This is a genomic window from Streptomyces sp. NPDC002520, assembly GCF_053595235.1.
In genome coordinates, this window is record NZ_JBSFXG010000002.1 from 79,610 (window position 1) to 106,052 (window position 26,443).

The 26,443-nt window shown below is 72.0% G+C and carries 18 protein-coding genes; 10 read left to right on the forward strand and 8 right to left on the reverse strand.

Annotated features, from left to right (window positions below; translation table 11 throughout):
• The first annotated feature begins 25 nt into the window (after positions 1–25).
• The 3 genes from ACWD5D_RS03455 (at position 26) to ACWD5D_RS03465 (ending at position 3,328) form a co-directional block, all read left to right on the forward strand.
• Positions 26–931, forward strand: coding sequence for a LysR family transcriptional regulator (locus ACWD5D_RS03455; RefSeq protein ID WP_451371105.1), 906 nt, complete (start codon positions 26–28; stop codon positions 929–931).
• A 156-nt stretch (positions 932–1,087) separates the two neighbouring features.
• Positions 1,088–2,464, forward strand: coding sequence for an RNA polymerase subunit sigma-70 (locus ACWD5D_RS03460; RefSeq protein WP_451371106.1), 1,377 nt, complete (start codon positions 1,088–1,090; stop codon positions 2,462–2,464).
• Positions 2,465–2,566: 102 nt separating this feature from the next.
• Positions 2,567–3,328, forward strand: a complete 762-nt coding sequence (locus ACWD5D_RS03465; protein WP_451371563.1) for an SDR family NAD(P)-dependent oxidoreductase — start codon at positions 2,567–2,569, stop codon at positions 3,326–3,328.
• Positions 3,329–3,417: 89 nt separating this feature from the next.
• Here the strand turns inward: ACWD5D_RS03465 and pepN (ACWD5D_RS03470) are convergent, their stop codons facing one another.
• The 3 genes from pepN (ACWD5D_RS03470) to ACWD5D_RS03480 form a co-directional block, all read right to left on the reverse strand.
• Positions 3,418–6,000 carry an aminopeptidase N gene (gene pepN / locus ACWD5D_RS03470; protein WP_451371107.1) on the reverse strand — a complete coding sequence of 861 codons (2,583 nt, stop codon included), beginning with the start codon at positions 5,998–6,000 and terminating at the stop codon, positions 3,418–3,420.
• 126 nt (positions 6,001–6,126) lie between these two features.
• The gene (locus ACWD5D_RS03475) at positions 6,127–7,146 is read right to left on the reverse strand and encodes an aspartate-semialdehyde dehydrogenase (protein ID WP_451371108.1); all 1,020 of its coding nucleotides are present in this window, start codon (positions 7,144–7,146) and stop codon (positions 6,127–6,129) included.
• A 118-nt stretch (positions 7,147–7,264) separates the two neighbouring features.
• Positions 7,265–9,397 (reverse strand): TerD family protein, encoded by a 2,133-nt coding sequence (locus tag ACWD5D_RS03480; RefSeq protein WP_451371109.1) that lies wholly within the window; start codon positions 9,395–9,397, stop codon positions 7,265–7,267.
• A gap of 155 nt (positions 9,398–9,552) precedes the next feature.
• On the opposite strand from ACWD5D_RS03480, the gene ACWD5D_RS03485 reads away from it, so the two are divergent.
• Positions 9,553–10,098 carry a sigma-70 family RNA polymerase sigma factor gene (locus ACWD5D_RS03485; protein ID WP_451371564.1) on the forward strand — a complete coding sequence of 182 codons (546 nt, stop codon included), beginning with the start codon at positions 9,553–9,555 and terminating at the stop codon, positions 10,096–10,098.
• Position 10,099: 1 nt separating this feature from the next.
• On the forward strand, positions 10,100–11,038 hold the full coding sequence (locus ACWD5D_RS03490; RefSeq protein WP_451371110.1) for a hypothetical protein: 939 nt from the start codon (positions 10,100–10,102) through the stop codon (positions 11,036–11,038).
• A 77-nt stretch (positions 11,039–11,115) separates the two neighbouring features.
• Here ACWD5D_RS03490 and ACWD5D_RS03495 read toward each other — a convergent pair whose 3' ends face one another.
• The gene (locus ACWD5D_RS03495; RefSeq protein WP_451371111.1) at positions 11,116–14,427 is read right to left on the reverse strand and encodes a S8 family serine peptidase; all 3,312 of its coding nucleotides are present in this window, start codon (positions 14,425–14,427) and stop codon (positions 11,116–11,118) included.
• A 297-nt stretch (positions 14,428–14,724) separates the two neighbouring features.
• Between ACWD5D_RS03495 and ACWD5D_RS03500 the strand changes: the two genes are divergently transcribed.
• The 3 genes from ACWD5D_RS03500 (at position 14,725) to ACWD5D_RS03510 (ending at position 18,548) form a co-directional block, all read left to right on the forward strand.
• Positions 14,725–15,204 carry an NUDIX hydrolase gene (locus ACWD5D_RS03500; RefSeq protein WP_451371112.1) on the forward strand — a complete coding sequence of 160 codons (480 nt, stop codon included), beginning with the start codon at positions 14,725–14,727 and terminating at the stop codon, positions 15,202–15,204.
• A 251-nt stretch (positions 15,205–15,455) separates the two neighbouring features.
• The gene (locus ACWD5D_RS03505) at positions 15,456–17,207 is read left to right on the forward strand and encodes a TIGR03767 family metallophosphoesterase (RefSeq protein WP_451371113.1); all 1,752 of its coding nucleotides are present in this window, start codon (positions 15,456–15,458) and stop codon (positions 17,205–17,207) included.
• A 156-nt stretch (positions 17,208–17,363) separates the two neighbouring features.
• The gene (locus ACWD5D_RS03510; RefSeq protein WP_451371565.1) at positions 17,364–18,548 is read left to right on the forward strand and encodes a glycosyltransferase; all 1,185 of its coding nucleotides are present in this window, start codon (positions 17,364–17,366) and stop codon (positions 18,546–18,548) included.
• A 202-nt stretch (positions 18,549–18,750) separates the two neighbouring features.
• On the opposite strand, the gene ACWD5D_RS03515 is transcribed toward ACWD5D_RS03510, so the two are convergent.
• Entirely contained in the window at positions 18,751–19,800 is a 1,050-nt protein-coding gene (locus ACWD5D_RS03515; RefSeq protein ID WP_451371114.1) for a hypothetical protein, read from the reverse strand.
• A gap of 207 nt (positions 19,801–20,007) precedes the next feature.
• A complete protein-coding gene (gene pepN, locus ACWD5D_RS03520; RefSeq protein ID WP_451371115.1) occupies positions 20,008–22,587 on the reverse strand; it encodes an aminopeptidase N in 2,580 nt (859 codons plus the stop codon).
• A gap of 168 nt (positions 22,588–22,755) precedes the next feature.
• Between pepN (ACWD5D_RS03520) and ACWD5D_RS03525 the strand changes: the two genes are divergently transcribed.
• Positions 22,756–23,418, forward strand: a complete 663-nt coding sequence (locus tag ACWD5D_RS03525) for a mycothiol-dependent nitroreductase Rv2466c family protein (RefSeq protein ID WP_451371116.1) — start codon at positions 22,756–22,758, stop codon at positions 23,416–23,418.
• Positions 23,419–23,421: 3 nt separating this feature from the next.
• Here the strand turns inward: ACWD5D_RS03525 and ACWD5D_RS03530 are convergent, their stop codons facing one another.
• Together ACWD5D_RS03530 and ACWD5D_RS03535 are read right to left on the reverse strand one after the other, a co-directional pair.
• The gene (locus tag ACWD5D_RS03530; RefSeq protein WP_451371117.1) at positions 23,422–23,652 is read right to left on the reverse strand and encodes a hypothetical protein; all 231 of its coding nucleotides are present in this window, start codon (positions 23,650–23,652) and stop codon (positions 23,422–23,424) included.
• Positions 23,653–24,011: 359 nt separating this feature from the next.
• Positions 24,012–25,394, reverse strand: coding sequence for an amino acid permease (locus ACWD5D_RS03535; protein WP_451371118.1), 1,383 nt, complete (start codon positions 25,392–25,394; stop codon positions 24,012–24,014).
• A 409-nt stretch (positions 25,395–25,803) separates the two neighbouring features.
• Between ACWD5D_RS03535 and ACWD5D_RS03540 the strand changes: the two genes are divergently transcribed.
• Positions 25,804–26,385: a biotin transporter BioY gene (locus ACWD5D_RS03540; protein WP_451371119.1), complete on the forward strand. Its 582-nt coding sequence runs from the start codon at positions 25,804–25,806 to the stop codon at positions 26,383–26,385.
• Positions 26,386–26,443: the final 58 nt, after the last annotated feature.

Below are 26,443 nucleotides of genomic sequence, written 5' to 3' on the forward strand. Positions count from 1 at the left end.
GTCGGCCTGCGTGTAGCGTGCGGCCATGGCCGAGTGGGACCTGAGGAAGCTGCGGATCCTGCGCACCCTGCGCGAACGGGGCACCGTCACCGCGACCGCCGAGGCCCTGCACATGACCCCCTCCGCCGTCTCCCAGCAGCTCACCAACCTCTCCCGGCAGCTCGGGGTCCCCCTGCTGGAGGCCCACGGACGCCGGGTACGGCTCACCGACGCGGCCCGGCTGGTGCTGCGGCACGCGGAGGGCGTGTTCGAGCAACTGGAGCGTGCTGACGCGGAGTTGACGGCATACGCTCAGGGGGAGGCTGGCGAGGTGCGCGTCGGCGCCTTCTCCACGGCGGTGCCCGCCCTCGTCGTACCGGCCGTACGGGCGCTGCGCCGCACCCACCCGGGCGTGAGTGTGCGCGTGCGGGAGGCGGAGGCCGCCGAGGCCTACGAGCTGCTGGCCGCCGGGGAGGTCGACCTGGCCCTGTCTCTCGCGGCCCAGGCTCCGAGCGCCGCCGACCCCCGCTTCACCCGGATCCCCCTCCTCGCCGACCCACTGGACATCGCCCTGCCCCCGGACCACCCCCTCGCCGGCGCACCCGGCCCGACCCTCACGGATCTCGCCGCCGAGCCATGGATCTTCGGCGGCAGCGGCCCCTGGTCCGACATCACCCGCCGCGCCTGCGAGGCCGCCGGCTTCAGCCCCCACCAGGGCCACTCGGCCTCCGGCTGGACCGCGATCCTCGCCATGGTGGAGGCGGGGATGGGCGTGGCCCTGGTGCCGAGGATGGTGGCGGGCCGCCGGGACGGGGTGGTCCTGCGCGAGCTGTCCGCGGACCGGCCGGTCCGGCACGTGGTGGCGGCTGTGCGCAGGGGCGCGGAGGCGGGAGCGGCCGTGGCCAGGGTGCTGGGGGCCCTGCGGGCGGCGGCGGAGGACTCCACGGGCTGACACCTCCCTCGGCCCGTCCACGCCGGGCTGCTGGCCGTCCGGGCACAGGTGCGGAAGGATCGCGGACGCCAGGACGCCAGGACGCCAGGACGCCAGGACACCGGGACACCGGGGCGCCAGGAAGCCAGGACACCGGGACGACGAACGGAAGCGCCCATGACCGCCGAGAGCTGCGCGAGCTGCGGCGACCCCCTCCCGGCGCGCGCCGGGAGGCGTGGCCGTGGCTCCGTGTACTGCTCCGCCGCGTGCCGGCAGAAGGCGTACCGGGAACGGCGACACGGTCACGGTGACGACGGTGTGCAGGGCCTGATCGAAGCCATCGGGCGGCAGGTGGAGGCGTTGCCGCCCGCACCGCCGGCCGCGCTCTACACCGGGGTGACCGAGCTGTCCTCCTCCGTCGCCCGGCTGCGGCGCATCGCCCGCACGGCCAAGGACACGGCCGCGGATTCCGTCACGCCCCCGGCCGTTACGCAACAGCCCGTCACGCGCGCGGGCGTCACGGAAAACCCGGCCACACCCCGTTCCGTCACGCAGAACCCCGTTACGGAAACCCCCGTCCCCGCCGGGAACGCCCTCACCGAGACCGACTTCGCCGCGCTCGCCGAGTCCCAGCGGCGCGAGATCCGCGCCCACTGCTACCGCATGACGGGCTCGTACGACGACGCCGAGGACCTCGTGCAGGAGACCTTCCTGCGGGCCTGGCGGGCGCGGGACGGATATCAGGGCCGGGCGAGCGCCCGCACCTGGCTGTACCGCATCGCCACCAACGCCTGCCTGGACTTCCAGCGCCGTACCGCGCGCAGACCGCAGCGGTACGAGCCGCTGCCGGGGATGGAGCACGGCGGCGGGGAGCCGCCCGCCCGGATCACCTGGCTGCAGCCCTGCCCCGACGACGACCTGCCCGACACCGCCGCCGAATCGCGCGAGACCGTGGAACTGGTGCTGCTGGCCGCCCTCCAGCACCTGCCCGCCCGGCAGCGGGCCGCGCTCGTGCTGCGGGACCTGCTCGGGCTCACGGCCGCCGAGACCGCGCAGGCCCTCGACACCTCCGTGGCCTCGGTCAACAGCGCGCTGCAACGCGCCCGGCCCGCCCTGCGCGGCCACCTGCCCGCGAACCGCACCGACTGGACGGCCGCCCCGCCCACCGAGGCCCAGCGGCGGACGCTCCAGCGGTACATGGCCGCCGCCGAGCGGCTCGACTTCGCCGCCATGACCGAGCTGCTCCACGAGGACGTCGTCCTCACCATGCCGCCCAACCCGTTCTGGTTCGTGGGCCGCGACGCCCTGCTCGGCTTCCTGCGCCCCAGTCTCACCCCGGACTCGCCGATGTTCCTCGGCCACTGGCGTCACCTGCCCGCCCGCGCCAACGGCCTGCTCGCCGCCGGGGGGTACGTGCGCCGGCCCGGTACGAACGTCTACCGCGCGCAGGTGCTGGACGTGCTCCGCTTCGACGGCGACGGGGACCGCGTCGTGGAGATCACGTCTTTCGAGCCCCACCTCTTCCCCGCGTTCGGACTGCCCCTGCGCCTGTGAGCGACGACCGGCGATGAGCGATGAGCGATGAGCCAGGAGAGGCGCGTGCGTCTGTATCCCCGACACGTACAGCACACGCTCGCCCTCACCAAGGAGTTCCCCATGCTGCTGACCGACAGGAACGCGATCGTCTACGGCGCCGGCGGCTCGATCGGCTCCGCCGTGGCCCGTGCCTTCGCCGCCGAAGGCGCCCGCGTCCATCTCGCCGGACGCACCCGCGAGACGCTGGACGCCGTCGCCGCGGACATCACCGCGGCCGGCGGGCAGGCCGAGGCCGCCGTCGTCGACGCGTGCGACGAGGCCGCCGTGGAGGACCACGCGGCCGGCGTCGGCACCATCGACATCTCCTTCAACCTCGTCACCCGCGGTGACGTGCAGGGCAGGCCGCTGACCGAGATGTCCGCGGACGACTTCCTGCGGCCCGTCGTCGGCGGCCTCCGCGCCAACTTCCTCACCGCCCGCGCCGCCGCGCGCCGCATGGCCGAACGGGGCTCCGGCGTGATCCTCACCCTCAACAGCGGCTCCGCGCACGGCAGCCCGATGATGGGCGGTACGGGTCCGGCGGACGCGGCCATCGACACGCTCGTGCGCAACCTGGCCATGGAGCTCGGGCCGCGTGGTGTACGGGCGGTGGGGATGTGGGCCGCCGGGGTGCCCGAGACGTTCTCGGAGGAGAAGCTCAAGGCGGTCAACCCCGACGTGAGCCTCGACGGGCTCCTCGACCACCTCGCGGGCATGCGCATGACCCGGCGCAACCCCACCCTCGCCGAGATCACCGCCACGGCAGTCTTCCTCGCCTCCGACCACGCGGCCGGCCTCACCGGCACCTTCGTCAACGTCACCGGCGGCATGGTCCCGCGCTGACTCCAGCCGGCCGGCACCGGACACCACCGGCCGAGGACATGGGAAAGGGCGCCCGGTACGACACCGGGCGCCCTCCCACGTGACGACGGTTACGCGGTCGCCGCGTCCGCCGCCTGGGCCTTCAGCGCGCGCTCGATGCCCGCGCGGGACTCCGAGACGAGCCGGCGCAGCGCGGCGTTCGGCTCGGCCGCGGACAGCCAGGCGTCGGTCCGGGTCAGGGTCTCCTCGGACACCTGGACGGACGGGTACAGGCCGATCGCGATCTGCTGGGCGATCTCGTGCGAACGCGCGTCCCAGACGTCCTTGAGGACCGCGAAGTACTTCTCCGCGTACGGCGCGATCAGCTCACGCTGGTCGGTCTGCACGAAGCCGCCGATGACGGCCTCCTGCACGGCGTTCGGCAGCTTGTCGGAGTCGATGACCGACGCCCACGCCTCCGCCTTGGCCTCCTCGGTCGGGCGGGCGGCCCGTGCGGTGGCCGCGTGCCGCTCACCGGCGGCCGTCCTGTCCCGCTCGTACTCGGCCGCGATCTCCGCCTCGTCGAACCGGCCGACCGCCGCGAGCCGCTCCACGAACGCCCAGCGCAGCTCCGTGTCGACGGCCAGGCCCTCGACCGTGTGGGTGCCGTCGAGCAGGCTCTCGAGGAGGTCCAGCTGCTCCGGCGTGCGCGCGGTCGCCGCGAACGCCCGCGCCCAGGCCAGCTGGTGGTCGCTGCCCGGCTCGGCCGCACGCAGATGGGCCAGCGTGGCGTCGGTCCAGCGGGTCAGCAGGGCCTCACGGGCGGCCGGGTCGGCGTACAGGTCGATCGCCAGCTTCACCTGGCGCTGCAGCGACTGCACCACGCCGATGTCGGACTCCTTGCCGATGCCGGACAGCACGAGCGACAGGTAGTCGCGGGCCGGCATCTCGGCGTCGCGGGTCATGTCCCAGGCCGACGCCCAGCACAGGGCGCGCGGCAGGGACGCCTCGAAGTCGCCGAGGTGCTCGGTGACGGCCTTCAGCGACTCCTCGTCCAGGCGGACCTTGGCGTACGACAGGTCGTCGTCGTTGAGCAGGATCACCGCGGGACGGCGCTTGCCGGCCAGCTGCGGCACGGCGGTCAGCTCGCCGTCGACGTCCAGCTCGACGCGCTCGGTGCGCACCAGTTTGCCGCTCGCCGCGTCGAGGTCGTAGAAGCCGATCGCGATGCGGTGCGGGCGCAGGATCGGCTCGCCCTTGGCACCGGCGGGCAGCGCCGGGGCCTCCTGGCGGACGGAGAAGGCGGTGATGACACCGTTCGCGTCGGTGGCGACCTCGGGCCGCAGGATGTTGATGCCGGCCGTCTGCAGCCACTTCGTCGACCAGGTCTTCAGGTCGCGCCCGGAGGTCTCCTCCAGGGCGCCCAGCAGGTCGGACAGGCGCGTGTTGCCGAACGCGTGCGCCTTGAAATAGGCCTGCACGCCCTTGAAGAACTCGTCCATGCCGACGTACGCGACGAGCTGCTTGAGGACGGAGGCGCCCTTGGCGTACGTGATGCCGTCGAAGTTGACGAGCACGTCGTCCAGGTCGCGGATGTCCGCCATGATCGGGTGCGTGGAGGGCAGTTGGTCCTGCCGGTACGCCCAGGTCTTCATCGAGTTGGCGAACGTGGTCCACGACTGGGGCCACTTCGAGCCGGGCGCGTAGGCCTGGCAGGCGATGGAGGTGTAGGTGGCGAACGACTCGTTCAGCCACAGGTCGTTCCACCACTCCATGGTGACCAGGTCGCCGAACCACATGTGGGCCAGCTCGTGCAGGATCGTCTCCGCGCGGACCTCGTACGCCGCGTCGGTCACCTTGGACCGGAAGACGTACTGGTCGCGGATGGTCACCGCGCCCGCGTTCTCCATGGCGCCCGCGTTGAACTCCGGCACGAACAGCTGGTCGTACTTGGCGAACGGGTACGCGTAGTCGAACTTCTCCTGGAACCAGTCGAAGCCCTGCCGGGTCACCTCGAAGATCGCGTCCGAGTCGAGGAACTCGGCGAGCGAGGGACGGCAGTAGATGCCGAGCGGCACGGACTGCCCGTCCTTCTCGTACACGCTGTGCACCGAGTGGTACGGGCCGACGATCAGCGCCGTGATGTACGTCGAGATGCGCGGGGTCGGCTCGAAGACCCAGACAGTCCCATGGGGGCCCTTGGGCTCCGGCGTCGGCGAGTTGGAGACGACCGTCCAGCCGGCCGGTGCCTTCACCGTGAACTGGAAGGTCGCCTTCAGGTCCGGCTGCTCGAAGGAGGCGAAGACGCGGCGGGCGTCCGGCACCTCGAACTGGGTGTACAGGTACGCCTGTTCGTCCACCGGGTCGACGAAGCGGTGCAGGCCCTCGCCGGTGTTCGTGTAGGCGCAGTCGGCGACGACACGGAGTTCGTTGCGGCCCTCCAGGAGGCCCGGCAGCGCGATCCGCGAGTCCTTGAAGACCTCGGCGGGGTCGAGCGCGTCGCCGTTCAGGGTCGCCTCGTGGACCGTCGGCGCGACCAGGTCGATGAAGGTCTCGGCGCCACCTCGCACGGCGTCGAAGCGCACCGTGGTCACGGACCTGTAGGTACCGCCCTCCTGCGCGCCGGAGAGGTCGAGATCGATCTCGTACGAGTCAACGGTGAGCAGCTCCGCCCGCTGCCGCGCCTCTTCGCGAGTCAGGTTTGTGCCAGGCACGCGGTCATCTCCTCGTTATGTGTGGGTTGCGCCATCCTTCCATGGGATCCGGCAGAAACGCGATGCACAAAAGCGGGCGGCCCCCCGCGCCGAGCAGGGGGCCGCCGTCGGCGGGTGAGCCGGTGCCTACTTCGAGGACAGCTCCGCCGCCACCAGCTCCGCGAGCTGGACGGCGTTCAGCGCGGCGCCCTTGCGGAGGTTGTCGTTGGAGATGAACAGGGCCAGGCCGTTCTCCACGGTCTCGTCGCTGCGGATACGGCCGACGAACGCCGGGTCCTGGCCGGCCGCCTGGAGCGGGGTGGGGATGTCGGTCAGCACGACACCCGGCGCCTTCGCGAGCACCTCGGTCGCGCGCTCCGGGGCGATCGGGCGGGCGAAACGGGCGTTGACCTGGAGGGAGTGGCCGGTGAAGACCGGGACGCGCACGCAGGTGCCGGAGACCTTCAGCTCCGGGATCTCCAGGATCTTGCGGGACTCGTTGCGCAGCTTCTGCTCCTCGTCGGTCTCGTTGAGACCGTCGTCCACGATCGAGCCCGCCAGCGGGAGCACGTTGAAGGCGATCGGGCGCTTGTAGACCGCCGGCTCGGGGAAGTCCACCGCCGCGCCGTCGTGGGTCAGCCTGTCCGCCTCGGCGACGACCTTCTGCGCCTGGCCGTGCAGCTCGGCCACGCCCGCGAGACCGGAGCCGGACACCGCCTGGTAGGTGGCGACGACCAGCGCCTGAAGGCCCGCCTCCTCGTGCAGCGGCTTGAGGACCGGCATCGCGGCCATGGTGGTGCAGTTCGGGTTGGCGATGATGCCCTTGGGGCGGTCCGCGATCGCGTGCGGGTTCACCTCGGCGACCACCAGCGGGACCTCGGGGTCCTTGCGCCAGGCGGAGGAGTTGTCGATCACCACGGCGCCCTGGGAGGCGACCTTCTCGGCGAGCGCCCGGGAGGTCGCGCCGCCCGCGGAGAACAGGACGATGTCGAGGCCCGAGTAGTCGGCGGTCGCCGCGTCCTCCACCGTCACGCCGTCCAGCACCGTCCCGGCCGAACGGGCCGAGGCGAACAGGCGCAGCTGGGTGACCGGGAAGTTCCGTTCCACGAGGATCCTGCGCATGACCGTGCCGACCTGACCGGTGGCTCCGACGATTCCGACCCTCACTTGGGACTCCTTTGCGTGGTTCACGGGCGCCCCTGCCAGGCCGGGGCCTTTCCATCATGCGTCTCACCCCGGCCGGTGTGTCCAATCCTTTGCCCGAGGGATGGGACGCGCGTCACCCTCAGCCCTGAAGGGTGATGCTCCACTTGCCCGACGTCCTGATCTGGAGAAATCCGCCCGGAACGCGCTGCAGACCGGAAGCCGTGCTGATCCGGCGTACCGGTTCCAGCCGTTCGTCCAGTTCCCATAGGACCACGAGGTCCAGCAGTCCGCGCGCCTCGTGCCGGACCATCACCTCCGTCTCGGGCCCGGTGTGACGTACGACTCCATACCCCTGGCCCTCCACCTTCGTCTTCCCCAGCACCGGCGCGGTGCCCAGGTCGGCGGTCTCGATCCGCCAGCCGGTGTCGTCGCTCGCGGCGAAGACGTGCACGTAGCAGTGCCCGGCGTACGAGACCCACAGCGGACCGACCACCGGCCGGCGCCGCCCGGCGCTGTCGGCGGAGATCCGCATCTGGCCGTCCGTCTGGAGGGCGCGCGTCTCCAGCGCCTCCGTGTCGGACGTGGTGCGGGCCAGACCCAGCAGCACGGGCGGGCCGTCGTAACGGAACACCGTGCTGCCGCGACCCTCCGCCCGGCCGGTGAGCGGCGGCACCTGCTCGATCGGCAGCAGCCGCAGGCTCCAGTCGCCCGCGTCCTCCAGCTGCAGCCGCACCTCGGGCTCGCCGGCGCGGAAGATCACGGTGCGGCCGCGCAGACCGTTGCGGGAGCCCTCCAGGAACCGGTCGGTGTCGTCGTACTCGTCGAGCACCTGGGCCCGGTACGAGCCGAAGGAGCCGGTGTCGGAGAACGTGTACTCCAGCAGCGCGGGCCGCCCGGGGGAGGGGTTGGCGAGGGTGATGGTCCTGTCACCCCGGCCCGTCCACGTGCCGGCCTGCTGCGCGGCGGCCCCGTCGAGGACGGGCAGCGGGCGGGCGGTGAGCTGCCAGGGGCCGTCGGCCTCCAGGAGGAGCAGCAGCGGGCCGTCGGGCAGGGGGACGGTCTGCTGGAACTCGTCGGTGTCGTTGACCAGCAGGTCGTACTCGTCCGGCCGGGACAGGTACCGGGCCTCCAGGCTCTTCAGACCGAAGTAGCCGCCGCCGTCCTCGTCGCCGGCGAACTCGACGTCCAGGTCCGCCGCCGCGCCGGTGTAGGCCACCACCTCCGGGCCGTACCCGCGCAGGGGGCCGCCCGGACCGAGCCGGCGGAGCACCGACAGCGGCTGCACGACGACCGTCCAGTCGTTGTCCGCCTCGACGCGCATCCGCAGCGGACTCCCCTCCGGGGGCAGGACGAGGGCGCGGCCGCGGAAGTCGTTCAGGGTGCTGTTGTAGAGGAGGTCGTCGTCCTTGTTGCGGCGGGTCAGGGTGTGCATCCCGAAGTAGCCGTCACCCTGGTGCCAGGCCTCGACGATCACCGGTCCCGGCGGCAGCGGAACGTCCACCGAGACCACGCCGTTGCCCCGGCCGCGCTGGGTGTACGGGTGGAACTCGGGGCCGAAGGAGTACGGGGCGGCGTCCTGCGGGGCGGGCGCGTGGGCCGGTGCGGGGGAGGGGCCGGGTGCGTGGGGGCCCGGTGCGGACATGTGGGGCGGTGCGGGTGCGGTCATCGGTGCCGCGGGCTGCGTGTGCGGCGCCGGCTGCGGGGGTGTCGGTATCGGTGCGGGTGCGGGTGCGGGTGCGGGGGCCGGTTCCTCCACCGCTATCCCGAAGTCCGTCGCCAGCCCCGCGAGCCCGGACGCGTAGCCCTGTCCCACGGCCCGGAACTTCCACTCCCCGCCTCGCCGGTAGAGCTCCCCGAGCACGAACGCCGTCTCGCTGGAGGCGTCGGTGACCGCGTAGTGCGCCACCACCGCGCCCTCCGCCGTCAGCACCTGCGCGTACAGCCCGGGTACCTGCCCGAACACCCCGCCGTCGCAGGACCCGGCGATCAGCACCCGCTGCACGTCGGGTTCGACGCGCGGCAGGTCCACTTCCAGCCACTCGGCGAGCACCCCGGCGCCCTCGGCCGTGCCGGTGTGACGCACCGCCCCGGAGGGGTGGACGGGCTGGTTGTAGAAGACGAGGTCGGCGTCACCCCGGACCTTGCCCGCCCCGTCGAGCAGCAGGGCGGAGGCGTCCACGACCGGGGCGCCGGGCAGCTGCTGCCGGGAGACCGCCACCCGCAACAGAGCTGCGGGAACAGGGGTGTTGGCGCCTTTGGTGATGTGCGTCATGGAGGTCATGGTGGCAGCGAAGGTGACGTGAAGTCGATGGGTTGATCAAGCGGAGGTGGCGCGTCCGGAATCGCGGGGGAGTTCGTCGCCGTCGCACCGAACGTTTCGGGCCGCTCGTGCGTCGTAGGGGCAGCGATCGGGTGAGGGGGTGGCTTGTGCTGCGCGGAGGGACGCGCCGCGAACGGCGGGCGTACGCCGGCGTCGAGCATGCCGGTGAGGATCCGCTGGACGCGGCCCAGGAACGCCGGGTGCGGGCGGTGCTCGCGCTCGGCGGGGTGCCGCAGACCGACCTGCCGGACGGGGTGCAGCAGGTCAGGCTGCGGCTGCTGGAGCGGGCCGCGAGCGGGCGTGAGGCACCGCGGGACGTCTCGGCGTGGGCGGCGGTGGTCGCCTCCAACCTCGCCATGGACTGGCACCGGGCCAAGCGGCGCCAGGAGCGGCTGGGGGAGCGGCTGGCCTCGCTGCGGGAGCCCGCGCACCCGTCCGGCGAGGAGACCAGCCTGCTCTCCCTCGCCGTCGCCCAGGGCCTGGACGAACTGCCCGACGCCCAGCGCCAGGTCCTGGTCCTGCGCTTCTTCGCCGACCTGCCGGTACGGGCGATAGCCGAGGAACTGGGCGTCCCCGAGGGCACGGTCAAGAGCAGGCTGCACACGGCGGTCCGCACACTGCGCGACCGGCTGCACGAGGACGAGGTGGTGTGACGTGACCGCCGAACACGAGGACGCCGCGGGCGTCGGCGGAGCCGGGCAGCACGCGGAGCACGAGCACGCGGAGCGTGAGTACGGGGAGTATGGCGGTATGGACGCCCTGATGGCCGCGATCACCGGTGCCCCCCTGCCGCCCGCCGCCCACCAGGACGCCGCCTTCCGTGCCGAACACCGCGCCGCCGAGACCGACGTGGCCGTCCTGAGGCACCAGCTGACGTGGCTGGCGGAGGCGCTGACCGGTGAGCCGATGACAGGGGAGCCCACGGCACGGGCCACGGCGACCCCGCGGGAGGAACCGGTCGAGGAGGCCGGGATCGCCTCCGCGCCCGCAAAGCGCCCCCGGAGCGTCACCCGCCCCGCCGGGCCCGAGCGTCCCGGGCGGCCGGGGCCGCCGTCCGGGCGGCGCAGGGCGTTGCGGATCGCGTTCGGGACGCTCGCCGGGGCGGCGGCCGTGGGCATGGTCGTCGGGTTCGCGTACCTCGTGAGCCGGCCCGGCGGCGCGTCGATGAGTTCGGGCGCGGCCGACGCGAAGAGCGCCGAACGCGGCGCGGCCAGAGCCTCCGGTGACGGCGGGCGGCCCGAGGACCCGGTGCGGGTCCTGGCCTGCTACCGGCTGGTCGCGGAGGGCACCGTCGCCGCGGTGGAGCGGAAGCCGGACACCCCGTGGGCCCGGGTCGTCCTGACCGTGAAGCGCTCCTACAAGCCGGCCCACGGCCCGGACCAGGTCGCCTTCGTCCTCGACGGCGGTGCGCGGCCCGCTCCGCGCACGGGCCAGCACGTGCTCGTGGGGGTCGGCCGTGGCCAGGACGACGCGAGCCTGTGGGCCGTGGGCGACACCCGGGTGGCCGTCAACCGGGCCTGGATCACCGAGGCGCTGCCCGAGGCCCGCACCGCCACGTGCGCGCAGCAGGAGGAGCCGACCGAAGCGCCGTGAGGGGCGGGCGTTCCTCCCGGAACACCCGCCCCTCACCGACCATTGCTCACACCGTCACGGCGTGAGTGCTCACCCCGTTACGGAGTGACCTTCTCGATCTTCACGCTGCCGATGCCCGCGACCGTGCCGCGCGCGTTCACCAGCTGGACCCGGCCGAAGAACTCGCGGCCGGCCGGGGCCTCGGCGGCGGCCGTGACCTGGCCGCTCACCGTGGCCGAGTCACCGGTGCCGAGCTTGACCGCGGACGAGTCGTCGACCGTGACGGTGCCGAGCGCGGAGGAGAAGAACACGTCCCGGTAGTCGTAGTCGGTCGAGCCGGACGGGACCGAGTAGCCCGCGACCTCGATGCGGTAGGTGCCGGCGGCCGGGTTCGGGATGGAGACGGCCTCCTCCGAGTCTCCGTCGGCGGACTGCGCGACCCGCTTGCCGCTCTCGTCGTACACGGTCAGGTCGAGGTCGGCGGCCGTGTCGGAGACGCCTCCGATGGCCACGTCGAGGGACTTCGCGCCGGCCGGGACGGTGACCGTGGTCGTCTGCGTCTCGCCCTCCTTGATCGACGGGCGGGCCGTCTTGGAGGAGCCGAGCGGGCCGCCGACCAGCTTGCCGTCGAGGGCGGCGTACGCGTTCGTCACCTTCCAGGAGGCGGTGGCCGGGGTGCCGACCTTGGCCTCGGGGACGGTCACGGTCTGCGGGTCGAAGGCCGCGCCGAGCACGGTGGCCTCAAGCGTGTACGGGTTGTCCAGCAGCGGCGAGGTGCGACGGGCCTCGACCTCGACCTCCCAGACGCCGGGCTGCGGGTCGGCGTACGCGCGCACGTCGGGCCTGCAGCCGTTGCCGTCGAAGTAGTTGTTGTAGCAGTTCGGCGTCGAGGTGGTGTCGACCGGAGTGCCGTACGGGTGGATGGCGATGAACCGGGTCTGGCTCTTGTCCTTCAGCCCGCCGATCGCGACCTCCAGCGACTTCGCGCCCGCGGGCACGTTCAGGAAGTACGAGCGGGTGCTGTTGCGCTGCACCGAACCGGACGCGGAGAAGGTGTGGTTCACCGGGGTCGCGACCACGACGGTGGTGAGGATCTGCTTGTCGATCCCCTCCGTGCCCGGGTCGTCCACCTCGAGGATCGCGCTCTTGAGGCCCGCCGAGCGCGGCGCGGCCTGGACCTTGACGGTCACCGGCTGGTTCAGCGGCAGCTTCACGACGTCGTCGCCGACGATCCGGAAGGTGTCACCGGCGTTGTTCTCGAAGTTCAGCTCGTGCCGGATCGCCCGGTCCGGGCCCGAGGTACGGGTGACGGTGACGTCGTACGTCTTCTTCTCGCCCGCCTTCAGACCGCCCTCGCGGTCGTACAGGCCGGTGCCGAAGCCCGGGGTCTTCAGCGCGAAGTCGATCGCGGTGTCGACCGGGGCCTTCACCGTGTAGTCGTGGGCGGTCGCGTCGTCACGGATGGCGTCCCACGCATCCACGATGTCGATCAGGCCCGCGCCCTCCTCGTACGCCTGCGTACCGGGGATGTGGTCCGCGGTCGAGGTCAGGGCCGTGCGCAGCGTGGCGGGCGTCAGGTCGATGCCCTTCTGCTTCGCGGCGGACAGCAGCAGCGCGGAGGCGCCGGCGGCCTGCGGGGAGGCCATCGAGGTGCCCTGGAGCATCGAGTAGCCGGCCGGCAGCTTGTAGCCCGCCTCGGCGACCGGGGAGCCGGGCAGCCAGGTCTGGGTGGAGTTGATGGACGCGCCGGGCGCGGACAGGGTCGGCGTGAAACCGCCGTCCTCACGCGGGCCGCGCGAGGAGAACGGCATCATCGCGTACTTCTTCTCCACCGCCGAGCCGTAGTTCGAGGCCCAGGTCTCCTTGGAGATGGCGGCGCCGACGGAGATCACCTTGTCCGCGAGACCGGGGTCGCCGATGGTGTTGGCGCCGGGGCCGGAGTTGCCCGCGGAGATGACCAGCTGGACGCCGTAGGTGTCGATGAGCCGGGTGTACAGCTCGGCCCGCGCGTTGTTGCCGTCGTTCAGCGCGGGCAGACCGCCGATCGACATGTTGACGATGTCGACGCCCCGGTTCGCGACCAGGTCGATCATGCCCTCGGTGAGGGCGACGTTGGTGCAGCCGCCGGTCCAGGTGCAGGCCCGGGAGGAGACGATCTTCGCGCCGGGGGCGGCGCCGTTCATCTTCCCGCCGAACAGGCCGTTGGCGGCGGTGATGCCGGCGACGTGGGTGCCGTGCTCGGACTCGATGACGCCGATGTTGACGAAGTCGGCCTTCTTGCCGACCCAGGTCCCGCCGTACGGGTCCATCGGCACGTCCTTGCGGATCTGCACGACGAACGGCTGGCGCTCCACGACGTCGGTGGCCGGGTCGTCGGTGCCGAAGTAGCCGACCTGGTAGCCGTCCTTGTACGGCTTCATCGGCGTGTCGTCGGTGAAGTCGAAGTTGTTGTTCAGGTCGACGCGGACGGTGCCGGCGACCGGGTCGTACAGCAGACCCCACACGTCGGTGGTGTCGCCGTCCCGGTTCGCGTCGCCTGCCGCGTCACCGCCGGCGGTGTACGACTCGCGGAACAGGCTGACCTGGTACGAACCCGCGGGCGCGGTCCAGGTCCGGCCGTTGTAGGTGAAGCTCGACCCGGAGACAGGGGTCACCTGGGGGCGCCAGGTCGCGTCGCTGTCCAGGATCGGGTCCGTCGCGGTCACCCAGTCGACGATCTTCCGCTCACCGGTGGTGGTCTTCTGCAGCGCCGGGTGGCCGAGGTCGACGCCGGAGTCGAGGATGCCGATGGTGACGCCGCGGCCGTCCGCCTTCGGGTGGTCCCGGACGAAGTCGACGGCACCGGTCTCGAAGGACGGGTTGTACGGGTTGCGCGCCGGGGTGTCCTTGCCCGGACCGGAGTATGTGGCCGCGGATCCGGTCGACTTGGCACCCTGGGCGGTGTCCGCGCTCGGGGTCGGGTCGTCGAGCTGGATCTCCTGGCGCAGGTCGATGGCGTGCACCGAGGACAGCTTCGCGGCGGCCTTGATGACCGCGTCCGCCTTGGCGGTCGGGACGGTCGCGCGGACGTAGCCGATCTTGTCGTAGGTCCGGCCCACCGAGCCGCCCTTGACCGCGTCCAGTTCACCGGCGACCTGCTCGGTCTGTCCGGGCGCGGTCGCGATCATCATCGTGACGTTCTTGTCGCCGTCCGCCTTGGCCTCGGCGAGCAGGTCGGCGTCGTCCGAACCGAGCTTGTCGTGGGCGGACTTGACGCCGGGGTCGGCGGCCGTGGCGTGCGGTGCGTCCGTGGCGAGGGCCAGGGGTATCGGCCCGGCCGCGGAGAGGGCGGCCACCACGCCCACGGCCACGGCTATGCGGGCCAGGCGTCTGGGGCCGGATATGGGATCGCGCTCGGGGGTGTGGGTCATCGGCATCCCTTGTAGGTGAAGAGTCCAGTGCCGGACGAGCGGACAGCTTTACCCAAGGGACGGAATTTTGGGGACTGTTGACCGAATCGATATGGATGTATGGGGAAAACCCGCGATGGGATTTGCGCGGATAGGACCTGAACAGGCCTGTATGCGCACACGTGCCGGGACGGCGTCCACGTCGCGAGAGCGTGGTGGCCCACGTGGCGGGCCGGTCGTCGAGCGGGACGACCCCGAGCGCGGGCACCGCCCGGATATTCCCCCGCCGGCCCGGATCCCGCACGCTAACGTCCGTCCATGCGACGTAAGTTGAGGGTGGCGGCCTACGCCGTGTGCGTCCGCGAAGGACAGATCCTGCTCGCCCGCTCACCCGGACCCGACGGCACCCCCGAGTGGGTGCTGCCGGGCGGCGGCATGGAGCACGGCGAGGACCCGTACGACACCGTCCGCCGCGAGGTGACCGAGGAGACCGGCTACCGCATCCGGGTGACCGGCCTCCTCGGTGTGGACTCCCTCCGGCTCACCGGCATCCGCCGCTTCGGTCGCCGTTTCGGCCGCCGCACGGACCATCACGGCGTGCGGATCGTCTACGCGGGCGAGGTCACCGGCGGAGAACTCCGCTACGAAACCGGCGGATCGACCGATTTCGCCGCATGGCAGGACATCGACGCCGTGTCCGGACTGGTGCGGGTGCCGCTCGTCGACACGGCCCTGCGGCTGTGGCGGGAGAGGCCGGCCGCCGGACACCTCGACTCGACAGTCGCTCCCCAACCCTGACTTGGTCGCCTCTGAGACCCTCCCCTACCCGGAAAGATGAACGGGGAGTGACCGGCCCCGGGCCGGGCGCGATCAACTCCGTGACCGCGCCCGGTACCCCGAGATCCACGTACGGTGATCGGCGCTGCGCGTTGCCGCCTTGTTCACGCGCAGGTCACCCCCGCTGCCAACGATCCAGAGAGAGCGGGACGTTCGCGAGAGCGACGGCCCGCGACCACTGTCGACGCGTTCGCACCCGGGGAGACCGCGCCATGTCGCGCACACGCTCTGTCGCCACCTCCGCTGTGGGGGTCCACCGCCGTACCGTCCTCGCCGCCGCCGGGGCGGTCACGCTCTCCGCGGGCGTCGGCTACGCCCTGCGTCCCACCGACAGCCAGGCCGCGCCCGCCGCAGAGGCGCCCGTCGCCGCCTCCCGGAAGGTCACACCGGCCGCCCCGCTCGTCCCCTACGCCAAGGGCACGACGGTCTCCTCCGTCGCCGCTCCGCAGGGCGGCTCCGGCTACCGCCGGCTCGGCGACGGCCCCGGCTGGAGCCGGGTCGTACGCAGCGACCTGGCCTCGCCCCGGTTCGACCGCTCGAGCCGACGTACCGCCCTCGCCGCGTTCGTGCAGTTCACCGACCTGCACCTGACGGACGTGCAGCACCCGCTGCGCGTGGAGTACCTGCGCGCCTACGACCCGCGCGCCTGGCGCCCGCACGAGGCGCTCACCGTGCCCGGCGCCATCTCGCTCGTCGAGCGGGTCAACGCGCTGCGCGGCGCCCCCGTCACCGGCGCCCCGCTGCAGTTCGTCATGACCACCGGCGACAACACCGACAACAACGCCTACTCCGAACTGGAGTGGTTCATGAAGGTGATGAGCGGCGGCCGCATCACGCCCGACACCGGCGACCCCAAGCACTACGAGGGCGTGCAGAACAGCGGGCTGGGGCTGTACTGGCAGCCCGACTCCACCGCCCGCGACGGCGACAAGACGCTCGGTTTCCCGTACCTGAAGGGCTTCCTGGCCGCCGCGACCCGCGAGGTGCTCAGCCCCGGCCTGAACCTGCCCTGGTACTCCACCATCGGCAACCACGACACCCTCCCGCTCGGCGCCTACGGCTCCCAGGGCGACCCCTACCTCGCCGAGGCGGCCATCGCCGGCAAGAAGCTGATGAGCGTCTCCGCCGCCGAAGCCAAGAAGCTCCAGGACGCCATCAAGAACGCCACGGACCCCAAGGGCGTCGGCTACCGCGACTTCCTCAAGGCCCACGCCCGCTACCTGCGCCCGGTCACCCCGGACGAGAAGCGGGCCCCCTACACCCGGGCCGACTACCTCAAGGCCCACCTGGACCCCGCCCACCAGGGCCACGGCCCGGTCGGCCACGGCTACTCCTCGGCGAACCTCGACGCGGGCACCGAGTACTACGCCTTCCGCATCTCCGACGACGTCATCGGCATCAGCATCGACACCACCGACGCCGGCGGTCACTTCGAGGGCTCCATCGGCACCGCCCAGCTGAACTGGCTGAAGAAGACGCTGACGGACAACAAGGACTCCTACGCGATCGTCTTCAGCCACCACACCAGCAAGACGATGACCAACACCCGCCCCGACCCGGCCCGCCCGGGGGAGCGCCGCCACGACGGCGCCGAGGTCGTCTCGGTCCTCGCCGCCCACGCCAATGTCCTGGCCTGGGTGAACGGCCACATCCACAAGAACGTCATCACCCCGCACCAGGCCTCCGGCGGCCGCTCCTTCTGGGAGATCTCCACCGCCTCGCACGTCGACTACCCCCAGCTCGCCCGGGTGATCGAGGTGGTGGACAACAAGGACGGCACGCTCTCCCTGTTCACCACCCTGATCGAGTCGGCCGCCCCGCACCGCACCGACTACGCCGATCTCACCCAGACCGGCCTCGCGGCCCTCTACCGCGAGCTGTCCTTCAACGCCCCGGGCGCCGTCAAGTCCCTCGCGGGCAACCCGTCCGACCGCAACACGGAGCTCGTCCTCAGGAAGGGCTGAGGGGGAATTTCGTCAGGCAACGTTTCACGTGTGTCCCCCCGCGTTAACGCGTACGCAATGTCCGTATCGCCTCATATCGGCTAACCCGCTGTTCACGGGGATGGCTCGATTTTGTGCAAGGCGGGTGGTCGTGTGCGCGCGAGGCACGGACTGCGTGTGTTGTCGGTCTACGAGGGTTTCTTCTCCGGAGGAGCCCGGATCGTGCACAGCGACGTCGTACGGGGACTGGCCGAGGGCGGCCAGTCCCACCAGGTACTCAGCATCCACGCGGAGGTCCACCGCGAGGCCACGCGGCAGCGCATGGAGGACGACGCGTGCTACCGGTCGCTCACGGCCGGGGGTGTGGGTGTCACATCCCTCGGGCGCAGCGCGGGACTGGTGGACGGCTCGGTGGCGGCGTCTGTTTTCAGCGGGCCCGAGCTGGCCGAGACGGCACGGTCCATGGCCGCCGCCGACGTGATCCTCTCCCTCAAGGAGCAGCCGCTCGCCCTGCTGAACCAGGGCGGCCTGCCGCGCCGCCCGGTCGTGGTCTGTCTGCACCGCTCCGACCCCGAGAACCAGGGCCCCGCCCTGGACGAGCTGAAGGCGGCGATCGCCGACGGCACCGTGGTGGCCTGCGTGTGCTGCGCCGAGTCGACCCGGACGGCGTACGAGGCGGCGGGCATCCCCGGTGAGGTGCTGCACGTGATCCCCAACGGGGTGGACCTGCTCCGCTTCCGTCCGGACGCGGCGGCACGCCTGGCGTTCCGCGCCTCGCTGGACATCCCGGCCCAGGCGCCGGTCGTGGTCTTCGCGGCCCGCTACGCCACGATGAAGAACGTCCCGCTCCTGCTGCGCGCCGCCCGCGCCTGGCTCGCCCGCGAGCCCGAGGGCCGGGTCCTGATGTGCGGCGCGGGCATGACCGAGGCGAACCCGGCCCTGTGGGCCGACATCGAGGTCGCCTTCGGCGCGGACCGGCACCTCGCGGAGCGGATCCGCCTCCTCGGCGTGCGCCGCGACATGGAGACCGTCTACGCCGGCTCCGACGTCGTCGCCCTGACCTCCACCTCCGGGGAGGCGGCTCCGCTGTGCCTGATCGAGGGCATGATGTGCGGCGCCGTGCCCGTGTCGACGGACGTGGGCGACAGCGCCGAGATCGTCCGGGGCCACGGTTTCGTGACCCCGCAGGACCCGGAGGTCATCGCCCTGGCCTGGACGGCGGCGGTCGCCGGCCGCGCCGACCTCGCCCCGGCACTCGCCGCGAGCCGCGAACGGTTCAGCCGGACCCGGATGATCGCGGCGTACGCCGCGCTGCTCGACGGCGTCCACCTGGAGGTGACGCGGCTGCCGGAGCCGCTGTAGATCCGGGCGCCGGGCGGGGCGGCTGCCGCACCTTCACCCAGAGGGCGTCCGGCGCGTCGCTCATCCGGTCACCCTAACGGCGGTGCCGGTGGCGGGAGTCGGACACATTGGACACGACGAGGGGCCGCCGGACCCGGCCCGGCGGCCCCTCTCCCCTCCTGGTCCCCTCCCGGTCCCCTCCCGGCGCCTCCCCGCGCCGTCACTACCGGGGCAGCGCCACGACGTACGCGGCCGGCTCACGGTCCCCGGCGGCCATCAGGGCCGTACGGACCACGGCCGCCTGCTGCTCCAGGGAGTCCCGCAGCTTCTTGGGGGTGATGTGGACGACCGTGATCCCCAGGCGCTCCAGGTGCTCCCGCTTGCGCGCGTACTGCGACCACAGCGCGTCGTCGTCCTCCCGAGGGCCTTGGCGCGGTGCCCGCGTGTCCAGTTCGACCCCGACGGCCTGCTCCGGCCAGTAGGCGTCCAGGCCGCCCAGGAGGGGGCCGCCCGGCAGGCGCAGGTCCACGTTCCAGACCGGGTCGGGCAGGCCGTACTCGCGGACCATCCGGTACAGGTGCTCCTCCGCCCTCGCCCTGCCCTCGGCCACGAGCAGGTCCACGGCGCCCACCACGTGCGGGCAGGCCAGCAGGTTCGCGTCGGTCAACTCCGCGACCACCGCGGCCGGTTCGCAGTGGCGGCCGCGCACCGCCTCGGTCAGCAGGCGGCGTACCGCGCCCGGGTCCGTCAGCTCCGTCACGGCGTCCGCAAGCGCCCGCGGCACCGGCGCCACGGGCAGGCCCGTCACCGCGCAGGGGGTGGGCAGGGCCGAGGTGCGCAGGACGCGGACGTAGCCCGTGGAGCGCAGTCGGCGCAGTCGTGGGACCAGGACGTCGACGCGGTCCAGGGACGGCAGCGGCGGGGTGGAGGAGAAGCCGTGCAGGGTGAGGGCCGCCAGGCCCGTGATCACGGCCTCGGTGTAGACCGGCCGGTGCGGGTCCTCCGCGGTCGGCTGGGCCGGGACGCCGGGCGTCGACTCGCGCGACGCGTACAGCAGCGCGCCGTGCAGTCGCTCCTCGCTCGTGGGCGGACCGGGGTGGAGGAGGACGACGTTCGGCAGCAACAGCTGCCAGGGTCCGCCGGGCCGGCACCGCTCGTTCAGCTCGGCCGTGGAGACGCCGTGGGAGCGGAGCTGAGCGGTCGACAGAACGCGGCGGTGGACCTCGCGGAGGTGGCGCAGCGGGCGGGGGGAGAGCGGGGTGTTGTGCGTCATGACCCGGGGATTCCCGCGCCTCGTCCCCTCCATAACCGCTGTTACACGGCCGTCGATGAATGCGGACAAGACGGTACTAAAGGACGGGTGTTCGGGTGCCGAGTAGGGACGGAAAACCCCTGGTCCAATCAGGTGTGGACCAGGGGTTACGGGTAGTGTTGCCCGAATTTCGTAACGGTCACGGACCGGGGAAGCTCAGGCCAACGATCAGTGGCCCGCGGCCTCCGCGTCGCACGCCTGTGCCCGTAGCGAGCGGGCCAGGTCGTCCCGCGCCTCCAGCACCAGCCGGCGCAGCGCCGGGGCCGCGTCCGCGTGCGCCCGCAGCCACGCGTCCGTCGCGTCCAGCGTCTCCTGCCGGTCCTGGAAGCCGGGGAACAGGCCGCGGACGACGTCCATGCCGATCTGGATGGACCGCTCCTGCCACACCCGCTCGATCGCCGCGAAGTACTTCTCGGCGTACGGCGCCGTCAGCTCCCGCTGCGAGGGCTGGTCGAAGCCCGCGATCGTCGCCTCGACCAGCGCGTTCGACAACGCGTCGGACTCCACGACCTGCGCCCACGCCTGCGCCTTGACCGCCGCCGACGGCCGCGCCGCGAGGCAGCGGACCTGGTGGCGCTTGCCCGACGCCGTGTCGTCGCGGGCCAGTTCGGCCGCCAGCACCTGCTCGTCTGCCACCCCGTGCGCGGCCAGCGGCTCCAGGAACGCCCAGCGCAGCTCCTGGTCCATCTCCAGACCCTCGACGCTCTCCTCGCCGTCCAGCAGATCCTTCAGCAGCGCGAGGTCGGACGCGTCGGAGGCGACCGCCGCGAAGAACCGCGCCCAGGCCAGCTGGTCCTCGCTGCCGGGCTCGGCCGCCCGCAGCCCCCGCAGCGCGCCCTCCGCCAGCAACTCCTCGCCCCTCGCCCGCCACTCGGGCGCCGCGTAGTGCACCAGCGCCGAGTTCGCCCACGTGTGCAGCATCTGCAGCACGCCGATGTCCGACTCCCGGCCCGCGAACCGCAGCACCAGGTCCACGAAGCCCCGCGCCGGCAGCAGCGCGTCCCGGGTCATGTTCCACAGCGCCGACCAGCACAGCGCACGCGCCAGGGGGTCGGTCAGGGCGCCCAGGTGCTCGCGCAGGGTCGCCAGCGAGGTCTCGTCGAAGCGGATCTTGCAGTACGTCAGGTCGTCGTCGTTGACCAGCACCAGGTCCGGGGCCTCGGCACCGGCCGCCGCCGCCACGACGGTCCGCGGACCGTCGATGTCCGTCTCCACACGCGCGTAGCGCTCCAGCGCGCCCCCCGACGTACGGCGGTACAGGCCCACCGCGATCCGGTGCGGCCGCTCCTCGGGATGCGACTCCGGCGCCTCCTGCACCACCGCGAGCTCGGCCACCCGGCCCTCGCCGTCCAGCAGCACCTGCGGGGTCAGCGAGTTCACCCCGGCCGTCTGCAGCCAGGAGCGCGCCCACACCGTCATGTCCCGGCCGCTGGTCTCCGCCAGCACCGACAGCAGGTCGCCCAGGCGCGTGTTGCCGTACGCGTTGCGCTTGAAGTAGCGGCGGGCGCCCTCCAGGAACGCGTCCCGGCCGACGTACGCCACCAGCTGCTTGAGCACCGAGGCGCCCTTGGCGTACGTGATGCCGTCGAAGTTCAGCTTGGCGTCCTGCAGATCACGGATGTCCGCCGTGATCGGGTGCGTGGAGGGCAGCTGGTCGGCGCGGTAGGCCCAGGCCTTGCGGCGGTTGGCGAAGGTGATCCAGGCGTCCGTGAAACGGGTCGCGCCGACGGCTCCGAACGTGCCCATGAAGTCCGCGAAGGACTCCTTCAGCCACAGGTCGTCCCACCACTCCATGGTGACCAGGTCGCCGAACCACATGTGCGCCATCTCGTGCAGGATGACGTTGGCCCGCGCCTCGTACGACGCCTGCGTCACCTTGCCGCGGAAGATGTACTCCTCGCGGAAGGTCACGAGCCCCGGGTTCTCCATCGCGCCCAGGTTGTACTCGGGCACGAACGCCTGGTCGTACTTCCCGAACGGGTACGGGTAGTCGAAGTGGTCGTGGAAGAAGTCCAGGCCCTGCTTGGTGACCAGGAAGACGTCGTCGGCGTCGAAGTAGGGCGCGAGCCCCTTGCGGCACAGGGCGCCGAGCGGGATCTCCAGCTTCGTGCCGTCCTCGAAGGTCCGCTCGTAGGAGTCCGTCACATAGTGGTACGGCCCCGCCACCACGCACGTGATGTACGTCGAGATCGGCTTCGTCTCCGCGAACCGCCAGACCCCCTCGGCCTGTTCACCGGCGCCGTTGCTCCACACCGTCCAGCCCTCGGGCGCCTGTACCTCGAAGCGGTACGGGGCCTTCAGGTCCGGCTGCTCGAAGTTCGCGAAGACGCGGCGGGCGTCGGCCGGCTCGTACTGGGTGTAGAGGTAGACCTCGCCGTCCTCGGGGTCGACGAAGCGGTGCATGCCCTCGCCGGTGCGGGAGTAGGCGCACCGGGCGTCGACGGTCAGCTCGTTCTCGGCGGCCAGGTCCTCCAGGGCGATCCGGGAGCCGTCGAAGACCTCGCCGGGGTCGAGGTCCTTTCCGTTGAGCGACACCGCGGTCACGCTCGGGGCGATGAGGTCGGCGAAGCTCGACGCGCCCGGCTCGTTGCAGCGGAACCTGATCGTGGTCACCGAGCGGAAGGTGCGCGGGTCGCCGTCCCCGTCACCGACGGCGGAGCGCAGGTCCAGCGCCACGTCGTACCCGTCGACGGACAACAGGGCGGCCCGCTCCCGGGCCTCGTCGCGGGACAGATTCTCACCGGGCACGGGCGGCACTCCCTCGTGGTCGCTTGGACACCTCAAAACCTTCGGAACAGCACCGATCCTGCCATGCGCCCCTGACCCGGCATATCGGGGAACCGGGCCCGGCATCCGGGAATGGGGGTGGGAAGGGGGATGTTGGCCTCAGCAAGAGACCGTGTCGCGAGGAGAAACATGTCCGAGACCACGACCATGTCTGGCAAGACGCCCGTCGACTTCTGGTTCGACCCGCTGTGCCCCTGGGCCTGGATGACCTCCCGCTGGGTGCTGGAGGTGGAGAAGGTCCGCGACATCGAGGTCCGCTGGCACATCATGAGCCTCGCCGTCCTCAACGAGAACAGGATCGACGAGCTGCCCGAGGAGTACCGGGACATGCTCGCCACCAAGGCCTGGCAGCCGGTGCGCGTGGTGACCGCCGTCTGGCAGAAGCACGGCGAGGACGTCCTCGGCCCGCTCTACACCGCCCTCGGCACCCGGATCCACAACAACGAGGAAGGCCCCACCCTGGAGGCCATCGCCGGCGCGCTCGCGGACGTCGGCCTGCCCGCCGACCTGATCGAGTACGCCGGCCAGGAGAACTTCGAGTTCGACGCCCAGCTGCGCGCCTCCCACAAGGAGGGCATCGACAAGGTCGGCCAGGACGTCGGCACCCCGGTGATCGCGGTCCCCGGCTCCGACGGCGAGCAGATCGCCTTCTTCGGCCCGGTCGTCACCCCCGCCCCGAAGGGCGAGGAAGCGGCCCGCCTGTGGGACGGCACCCTGGCGGTCGCCTCCGTGCCGGGCTTCTACGAGATCAAGCGGACCCGCACCGCGGGCCCCGACTTCAGCAACCTGTGAGTGTCACTCGGGCACCGGCAGCTTGATGGGGCGGGCGAAAGGCTTCTTCTTGAAGCCTGTACGGAGGTTGCGGCACTGCCTGCCGGTCTCGGCGTCCAGCACCGCCTCGCAGATCAGGAAGTCGTCCACGCTCGCGCGGCCCAGCCGCTCCTTGAGCAGATCGGTCTCGGCCGTGTTCAGTCGGCGGTGCGGCTGTTCGGCGTCGCAGGTGTAGCAGTACTCCTTCTTCGGCATGGCGCCACCATCTCCCGGAGCGCCCGCTACCGGAAGACCCCTACGAGCCACTCCCCCGGAGGGAGACCCCCACTCGTGGGGGTCTCCCTTCTCGGCAGCGGCCGCTCCGCGGCTCGCAGGCGAGGGCGCCCGAGGCCGAACTCCGCGTCGTGGCGGCCCCTTGGACAGCTGGGCCGGCCTTTGAGTGGTTGCGGTACTGGAGTTGGAGTTCCATCGCCGACCCGCCGACCCGCCGACCCGCCGACCCGCCGACCCGCCGACCCGCCGGGCAGCAACGAGCCGCGGGCAACACAAAGGCCCCGACGTGTCCCTGAAGGACAGGGAGACGTCGGGGCCTTCGTGGAGCGGCCGGGGCCGCATCAGCGCTTGCCGCGCACCCGCTGCCGGACGTAGCCGACGACGGCGAGGAACAGCGTCATCCCGCCGGTCGAGAGCAGCTGGACGCGGGTGTCCGCCTCCCGGGCCATCAGGACGAAGATCGTCGCCATGCCGGCCAGGGCGACCCAGGTCAGCCACGGGAAGCCCCACATCCGGATGACCAGCTTCTCCGGGGTCTCGCGCTCCATCCGGCGGCGCAGCAGCAGCTGGGAGACGGCGATGAAGATCCAGACGACCAGGATGACCGCGCCGATCATGTTCAGCAGCCACTTGAAGACGTCGTCCGGCCGCCAGTAGCTGAGCATCACGCAGACGAAGCCGAGCACGCAGGAGGTGAGGACCGCGATCCGCGGGACCCCGCCGGACAGCCTCGCCAGCGCCCTCGGGCCCTGTCCGCGCTCGACCAGCGAGTAGGCGATGCGCGAGGAGCCGTAGATGTTGGCGTTCATCGCGGACAGCAGGGCCACCAGCACGACCACGTTCATCAGCTGGCCGGCGCCCGGGATGCCGAGGTGGTCGAGCGCGGCGACGTACGGGCCCTTCTCCACGACCTCCTTGGAGCTCCACGGGACGAGCGTGACCACGACCGCCATCGAGCCGATGTAGAACAGCGCGATCCGCCACATCGCCGTGCGGACGGCGGACGTCACGCCGCGCACCGGGTCCTCGGACTCGGCCGCCGCGATGGTGACCGTCTCCAGACCGCCGTAGGCGAAGACGGAGGCGAGCAGGCCGACGAGCAGGCCCTGGGAGCCGTGCGGCATGAAGTTCGTCAGGTTCGAGGTGCCCGGCGCGTCCGTGCCCGGCAGCACCCCGGCGATGGCCAGCACGCCGAGGATCAGGAACAGGCTGATCGCGCCGACCTTCAGCGCGGCGAACCAGAACTCGAACTCGCCGAAGTTCTTCACCGCGGCCAGGTTCGAGCCGCAGAACGCCACCATGAACAGCGCCACCCAGGCCCACTCGGGCGTGCCCGGCAGCCAGCCGCTGACGATGTGCGCGGCGCCGATGCCCTCCAGGCCGACGGCCGTGCACAGCAGCACCCAGAAGGACCAGCCGGCGGCGAAGCCCGCCCAGGGGCCGATCGCCCGCTCGGCGTGCGCGGAGAAGGAACCGGAGGAGGGGTAGGCGGCCGACATCTCGCCGAGCATCCGCATCACCAGCATCACCAGGAGGCCGGAGAGGGTGTACGCGATCACGATGGACGGACCGGCGGCGGCGATCCCCGCGCCGGAACCGACGAACAGGCCCGCGCCGATGACTCCGCCGAGGGCGATCATCGACAGGTGGCGCTGTTTGAGGCCGTGGGACAGAGAGGCGCTCTCCCGCTTCGGGGGCGTCTCCGTGGTGGTGGTGCTGGGCATGGGAGCGGCTCGTCCAGTGCGATCGGCGGGCAAAATCGCCCACAGTCTGAGCGGCCCGTCCGCTCGGGCGAAGCGGCTGATCACTATCCGGACACCCGATGAACACAGGGTGAGACAGCGGTTACCGGCCGGGAAGTGTCGGCCGATGCGGATCCGCAGGTGAGTCCGTATGCAGGGCCGTGGCCATCTTTGGTGGAACCCTACATACGGCCCGGCCGGCCCCTTCGTACTCCGGACCACACCGCCACAGTGACCAGCGTCACGCCGTACCCGGTGTAACCGGCGCCCTTTGTCCGGAGCCCACCAAGCGGCCGATCATGCCTTTGTCGAGCGCGGACGGTGATCGGCTCGAGGGCGCCGGTATAGCGTCACGGTGTTCCCACCCTGCCCACCAACCCGCGGAGTCCCCATGAGCACCGCCACCGCCTCGGTCCGCCCCGGCGCCGTTCTCGCCGACCTCCTCCCCGCGTCCCGCGTGCGTGACGCCGCCCTCGTGCTCGGCGGTGCCGCGCTCACCGGTGTCGCGGCGCAGCTGTCGGTGCCGGTGCCCGGCTCCCCGGTGCCGGTGACCGGTCAGACCTTCGCCGCCCTGCTCGTGGGCACCGCGCTCGGCGCCCGCCGCGGCTTCCTCTCCCTCGCCCTGTACGCGGTCGCGGGTGTGGTGGGCGTGCCGTGGTTCGCGGAGGGCAGCTCGGGCTCGGGCGCGGTCTCCTTCGGCTACGTCCTCGGCATGCTGCTCGCCTCCGTGGCCGTGGGCGCGCTGGCCCGCCGTGGCGCCGACCGCTCCCCGCTGCGCATGGCGGGCACGATGATCCTCGGCGAGGCGGTCATCTACGCCGTCGGCGTGCCCTACCTGGCCCTGGCGGCCCACATGTCCGCCTCCCAGGCCGTCGCCGCCGGCCTCACGCCGTTCCTCGTCGGTGACGCCCTCAAGGCCGCCCTGGCGATGGGCCTGCTGCCCGCCGCCTGGAAGTTCGCCGGCAAGCGCTGACGCGGTAGGCGCGACGCCGCACGTACGACGACGGCCGCTCGGCCCGACGGTTTTCCGT

Coding starts and splice junctions, on each gene's coding strand:
- ACWD5D_RS03455 (WP_451371105.1), top strand. CDS start 26: ATGGCCGAGTGGGACCTGAGGAAGCTGCGGATCCTGCGCACCCTGCGC.
- ACWD5D_RS03460 (WP_451371106.1), top strand. CDS start 1,088: ATGACCGCCGAGAGCTGCGCGAGCTGCGGCGACCCCCTCCCGGCGCGC.
- ACWD5D_RS03465 (WP_451371563.1), top strand. CDS start 2,567: ATGCTGCTGACCGACAGGAACGCGATCGTCTACGGCGCCGGCGGCTCG.
- ACWD5D_RS03480 (WP_451371109.1), bottom strand. CDS start 9,397: ATGACGCACATCACCAAAGGCGCCAACACCCCTGTTCCCGCAGCTCTG.
- ACWD5D_RS03495 (WP_451371111.1), bottom strand. CDS start 14,427: ATGACCCACACCCCCGAGCGCGATCCCATATCCGGCCCCAGACGCCTG.
- ACWD5D_RS03500 (WP_451371112.1), top strand. CDS start 14,725: ATGCGACGTAAGTTGAGGGTGGCGGCCTACGCCGTGTGCGTCCGCGAA.
- ACWD5D_RS03505 (WP_451371113.1), top strand. CDS start 15,456: ATGTCGCGCACACGCTCTGTCGCCACCTCCGCTGTGGGGGTCCACCGC.
- ACWD5D_RS03515 (WP_451371114.1), bottom strand. CDS start 19,800: ATGACGCACAACACCCCGCTCTCCCCCCGCCCGCTGCGCCACCTCCGC.
- ACWD5D_RS03525 (WP_451371116.1), top strand. CDS start 22,756: ATGTCCGAGACCACGACCATGTCTGGCAAGACGCCCGTCGACTTCTGG.
- ACWD5D_RS03530 (WP_451371117.1), bottom strand. CDS start 23,652: ATGCCGAAGAAGGAGTACTGCTACACCTGCGACGCCGAACAGCCGCAC.
- ACWD5D_RS03535 (WP_451371118.1), bottom strand. CDS start 25,394: ATGCCCAGCACCACCACCACGGAGACGCCCCCGAAGCGGGAGAGCGCC.
- ACWD5D_RS03540 (WP_451371119.1), top strand. CDS start 25,804: ATGAGCACCGCCACCGCCTCGGTCCGCCCCGGCGCCGTTCTCGCCGAC.